Annotated in this window: 6 protein-coding genes; all 6 read right to left on the minus strand. The window is 70.6% G+C overall.

The window, feature by feature from the left end:
• Positions 1-315: 315 nt before the first annotated feature.
• A complete protein-coding gene (purQ, locus tag FV223_RS20015) occupies positions 316-996 on the minus strand; it encodes a phosphoribosylformylglycinamidine synthase subunit PurQ (protein ID WP_147728647.1) in 681 nt (226 codons plus the stop codon).
• A complete protein-coding gene (purS, locus tag FV223_RS20020; protein WP_147728648.1) occupies positions 996-1,235 on the minus strand; it encodes a phosphoribosylformylglycinamidine synthase subunit PurS in 240 nt (79 codons plus the stop codon). The genes purQ and purS overlap by 1 nt, the downstream gene beginning before the upstream one ends.
• 103 nt (positions 1,236-1,338) lie before the next feature.
• On the minus strand, positions 1,339-1,578 hold the full coding sequence (locus FV223_RS20025; RefSeq protein ID WP_147728649.1) for a hypothetical protein: 240 nt from the start codon (positions 1,576-1,578) through the stop codon (positions 1,339-1,341).
• A 112-nt stretch (positions 1,579-1,690) separates the two neighbouring features.
• Positions 1,691-2,290: an ActR/PrrA/RegA family redox response regulator transcription factor gene (locus FV223_RS20030; RefSeq protein ID WP_147728650.1), complete on the minus strand. Its 600-nt coding sequence runs from the start codon at positions 2,288-2,290 to the stop codon at positions 1,691-1,693.
• Positions 2,291-2,329: 39 nt separating this feature from the next.
• Entirely contained in the window at positions 2,330-3,724 is a 1,395-nt protein-coding gene (locus FV223_RS20035) for an ActS/PrrB/RegB family redox-sensitive histidine kinase (RefSeq protein ID WP_147728651.1), read from the minus strand.
• Positions 3,725-3,791: 67 nt separating this feature from the next.
• On the minus strand, positions 3,792-4,895 hold a 1,104-nt coding region (locus FV223_RS20040; RefSeq protein WP_147728652.1), incomplete at its 5' end, for a Gfo/Idh/MocA family oxidoreductase.

The following is a 4,895-nucleotide window of genomic DNA, read 5'->3' on the forward strand; positions in this document are numbered from 1 at the left end:
GGTCGGGAGAGGGGGGCAGCGCGCCGTTCGGAACCGGGGCTCCCCTCTCCCGACCCTCGCTGACGCGAGGCCCACCCTCCCCCGCTCCAGGGGAGAGGGACGTAGTTCCGATGCGGAACAAAAAAAGCCGCCCCTGACGGGCGGCTTTGAAGTCTCAGGGAGGCATCAAACAGAGCGGGACGGAGGTCTTACTCGACATCCAGACATCTGGAATGCCCCGACATTCAATCGAAAAAGTTAACGCGCGGTTAACGATCCGGCGTTCCTCAAATCATCGCCTGGTTCGACCGGGCCGACATCAGTATCGGCGGCCGCTCAGGCGGCGAGGCTGGTGAAGAGACCACGCCCGTCGGTGCCGCCGACCAAGCCTTCGACGAAGTTCTCAGGGTGCGGCATCATCCCGAGGACGTTGCCGCCCTCCGAGTAGATCCCGGCGATGGCGTTGAGCGAGCCGTTGCGGTTGGCGGCAATCGTCACCTGCCCGTCAGCGTCGCAGTACCGGAACGCGACCCGGCCCTCGCCCTCGATCCGGGCCAGCGTCTCGGGGTCGGCGAAGTAGTTGCCCTCGCCGTGCGCGACGCAGACGTCGATGACCTCGCCCTTCGCGTAGGCGCCGGCGAAGCGCGTGTCGGTGCGCTCGACGCGCAGCATCTGCCGGTGGCAGATGAAGCGGCGGTCGACGTTGCGCATCAGCACGCCCGGCAGCAGGCCGGATTCGCACAGGATCTGGAAGCCGTTGCAGATGCCGAGCACCAGCCCGCCGCGGGCGGCGTGCGCGCGGACCGCATCCATCGCGGCGGCGCGGCCGGCGATGGCGCCGCAGCGCAGGTAGTCGCCGTAGGAGAAGCCGCCGGGCAGGACGGCGAGGTCGGTGCCGGCGGGAAGCGCGGTGTCGGCGTGCCACATGGTCGCGACCTCGGCCCCGGCAAGCCGAAGCGCGCGGGCGACGTCGGCGTCGCGGTTCGAGCCGGGGAAGACGACGATCGCGGCGCGCATCACGCGATCTCGATCGCGTAGTTCTCGACCACGGTGTTGGCCAGGAGCTTCTCGCAGGCGGTCTTCAGCGTCGCCTCGGCGCCGGCCCGGTCCGCGGCCGCGACCTCGATGTCGAACACCTTGCCCTGGCGCACGCCCTCGATCGACGCGATGCCGAAGGACTTGAGCGCGGCCTCGATCGCCTTGCCCTGCGGATCGAGGACGCCGGTCTTCAGGGTGACGACGATGCGGGCTTTCATGATGGGCCACTCAGCAGGGTCTGGATCGGAAGAAGGCGGTGACGAACGTCGGGGCGGCCGAGCCGGGCGCGGGAATCGACACGGGACGTGCCGAGACCAGGCATCACCGGCGCGCGGCCCGAGGTGCCGTGCGCAGGGGCTCGATGCTGGTCGCGCGCTGCCAGAGCTGGAGCATGATCCAAGCCGCGCCCACGCTGAACAGCCCCATCAGCACGTGGCCGACGGTGTCGCCGAGCTCGAACAGGCCGGCGATTGCCCAGCCCGCGGCGATCGCCGCCGCGAAGACTTCCGTTCCCACCAGCACCATCATGCTGAGGATCGTGATCAGGTTGCGGGTGTTCACGAGGACCCCTTCCTCCGGCGGCACGGATGTGCGTCCCGCTTGCAAAGGCGGCAGTACCCCGATTGTCGCATCCTGTGCAACCGATAAGCGGAGGGCCGGGAGGCCCCCCGCCTCAGCGCGGCGCCCGCTTGGCGAGGATGCGCTGGAGGGTGCGGCGGTGCATATTCAGCCGCCGCGCGGTCTCGCTGACGTTCCGTCCGCACAGCTCGTAGACCCGCTGGATGTGCTCCCAGCGCACCCGGTCGGCCGACATCGGGTTCTCGGGCGGGTCGGCCCGCTCGCCGGGCTGCGCCATCAGCGTCCCGTGGATCTCGTCGGCATCGGCCGGCTTGGCGAGGTAGTCGAACGCGCCGAGCTTCACGGCGGTGACGGCGGTGGCGATGTTGCCGTAGCCGGTGAGGATCACGCCGCGGGCCTCGGGCCGGCGCTCCTTCAGGCGGGCGATCACGTCGAGCCCGTTGCCGTCGCCGAGCCGCATGTCGATCACCGCGAAGGCGGGGGCCCGCGCCTCGACCACGGAGACGCCCTCGGCCACGCTCTCGGCGACCTGGACGTGATAGCCGCGCGCTTCCATCGCACGGGCGAGGCGGGTCGAGAACGGCTTGTCGTCGTCGACGATCAGAAGGCTGCGGTCGGAAAACGCGGCGAGCGGGTCGGCGTCGTTGAGCGCCACAGCATCCGGGGCGCCCGACGAGCTCGATTGCGTCAGCATGAGAAGCTCCTCAAACATTTCGTTGTATTCGTTGAAAGTCTATATAGGCGCGACATCGCCCGCGGGCAGGGGTGGCCGGGTACCGAATTCGGGGGCATGACGGAGCGCCGCACCCCGCTCGAAGATGTGGCGCGCCCAGGAGATCCGGACCTGCGCCCCGTGCGTTCCCGGCTTCGAGGCGTTGGCCAGGGTGATCTGCGCGCCCGAGCGCTCGATCAGCGTCTTGGCGATGAACAGCCCGAGGCCGAGGCCGGCGCCGACCGTGCCGCCCTGGTTCTGGCCCGCCGTGCGGTCCGGGCTGCGGGTGGTGACGTAGGGTTCGCCCGCCCGAAGCAGAACCTCGGCGGAGAAGCCGGGGCCGTCGTCGCGGATCTCCAGGGTGACCCGGTCCAGGGTCCAGCGCCCCTCGATCACCACCCGGGCGTCGGCGAAGTCGACCGCGTTGTCGAGGATGTTGCCGAGCCCGAACATCACGCCGGCGTTGCGGCGGCAATCCGGCTCCGGGGCGTCGCCCGCGCTCGATATGTCGAGGGCGATGCCCATTGCGCGGTGCGGCGCCACCAGCTCCTCGATGAGATGGCTGAAGCTCAAGGTCTCGAGGAAGCCGGCCCCGTCGCCGTCGAGCGAGGTGAGCTTCGAGAGGATGCCGCGGCAGCGGTCGACCTGCTCGCGCAGCAATTGCAGGTCCTCGGCGACGGCCGGCGGTGCGTCGGGACCGAGCTGGCGCACCAGCTCCTTGGTCACCACCATGATCGTGCCGAGCGGCGTGCCGAGCTCGTGCGCCGCCGCCGCCGCCAGCCCGTCGAGCTGCGACAGGTGCTGCTCGCGGGCGAGCACCAGCTCCGTCGCGGCCAGCGCCTGGGCGAGCTGTCGCGTCTCCTCCGAGACCCGCCAGGCGTAGACGCCGGTGAAGGCCGTGCCGAGCAGGATCGCCGTCCACACCCCGGAGACGTAGAGGAACGGCAGCTCGATCCGGCCGTCGGCGAACCACGGCAGCGGGCGGTGGACGAGGGCCAGCAGCGTCGCCAGCCCGATCGCCAGCAGGCCGAGCGCCAGCGTCCGCTCCGGCGGCAGCGCGGTCGCCGAGATCAGCACCGGGGCGAGGAACAGCAGCGAGAACGGGTTCTGCAACCCGCCGGTGAGGAACAGCAGCACGGCGAGCTGCACGATGTCGAAGGCCAGCAGCAGCGCCGCCGAATCGGCGCTCAGCCGGTAGCTCGCCGGGAAGCGGATGCGCAGGCCGAGGTTGAGCCACGACGAGGCGGCGATCGCCAGGAAGCACCAGCCGAACGGCAGCCCGAGCCCGAGCCCAAACTGCGCCCCGACCACGGCGGCGCTCTGCCCGGTAATCGCGAGCCAGCGCAGGCGCACGAACGTGTCGAGCCGCAGGTGGCGCGCGTCGCGGACGAAGCCGCTCGGATCGGTGTCGAGCATGATGTGTTCTACGATAGGGCCGCGGCCCCTCCCATCCAGGGCCCGCGACGCTCCGGCGGCCGCCGCGTCAACCCGCCTCGTCCAGCTCGGGGCCGCGGGTGGCGTCGAGGCCGGCGCCCGGGATCGGCGCGATCGGCACCGGCGCGCCGGTGCGGGCCGCCTCGTAGATCGCCTCCATCAGCACCTGGTCCTGCAGGCCCTCCTCGCCGGGGGTGCGCGGCCGGCGGTTCTCCTGGATGCAGCGCGAGAAGTGATCCATCTCCAGGGCGAACTGGTTCTTCGCGCCGAGCACCTTGGTGTCCTGCGACACCGCCTTGCCGTCGCGATGGGTGATGACGAGGCGCTGGCCGACATAGGCGAAGGCGTTCTGCAGATCGATGTCGGCGCCGCCGGTATGCACCGTCAGGCGGCGCGATTCGTGGACGCCGTAGCTGGTCATGCACTGCGCCAGCACGCCGGAGGGGAAGCGCAGGGTGAAGCTCACGCTCTCCTCGACCTCGCGGAACTTCGGGTCGTCGGGCGGCGAATAGGTGTGCGCCTGGATCAGGTCGGGCTCCTCGCCCAGCAGCGCCCGCACGCCGTTGAGGCAGTAGAGCCCGATATCCGGCAACGCCCCGCCGCCGGACAGCGCCTTCTTCAGGCGCCACTGCTCCGGCAGGCCCGAGGTCTGGCCGTTGAAGGCCTGGATCATCCGCGGCTTGCCGAACTCGCCCGAGCGGACGAGGCGCACGACCTCGCGGTTGTAGGGCTCGTACTGGCAGCGATAGGCGATCATCAGCTTGACCTTGGCCTGCTCGCACGCCGCGATCATCGCGCGGGCTTCCGCGGAGGAGGCCGCCATCGGCTTCTCGCACAGCACGTGCTTGCCGGCCCCCGCCGCGGCGACGACGTCGTCGCGGTGCACCGCGTTCGGGGTGACGATGTAGACCGCCTGGATCTCGGGATTGGCCTTGAGCTTGTCCCAGTCGCCGTAGCCGTAGACCGCGCTCTCGGCGACGCCGTACTGCTTGGCCACGAGCTTGGCCTTGTCCGGCGTGCCCGACATGAGCGCCACGAGCCGCGAGCGCTTGGCCTCTCCGAGCGCCGGGAGAATCTCGTCGAGGCTGAGGCGCCCGAGGCCGACGACGCAGTAGCCGACCCGCTGGCCCGGCGGCTGCGGCGCGGGCGTCGG

It is taken from the genome of Methylobacterium sp. WL116 (genome assembly GCF_008039455.1).
In the GTDB taxonomy this organism is placed as follows: domain Bacteria; phylum Pseudomonadota; class Alphaproteobacteria; order Rhizobiales; family Beijerinckiaceae; genus Methylobacterium.

What these genes read in the sequence shown, in the direction of transcription:
- purQ (WP_147728647.1), bottom strand. Translation starts at nt 996, where the DNA reads ATGCGCGCCGCGATCGTCGTCTTCCCCGGCTCGAACCGCGACGCCGAC.
- purS (WP_147728648.1), bottom strand. Translation starts at nt 1,235, where the DNA reads ATGAAAGCCCGCATCGTCGTCACCCTGAAGACCGGCGTCCTCGATCCG.
- FV223_RS20030 (WP_147728650.1), bottom strand. Translation starts at nt 2,290, where the DNA reads ATGCTGACGCAATCGAGCTCGTCGGGCGCCCCGGATGCTGTGGCGCTC.
- FV223_RS20035 (WP_147728651.1), bottom strand. Translation starts at nt 3,724, where the DNA reads ATGCTCGACACCGATCCGAGCGGCTTCGTCCGCGACGCGCGCCACCTG.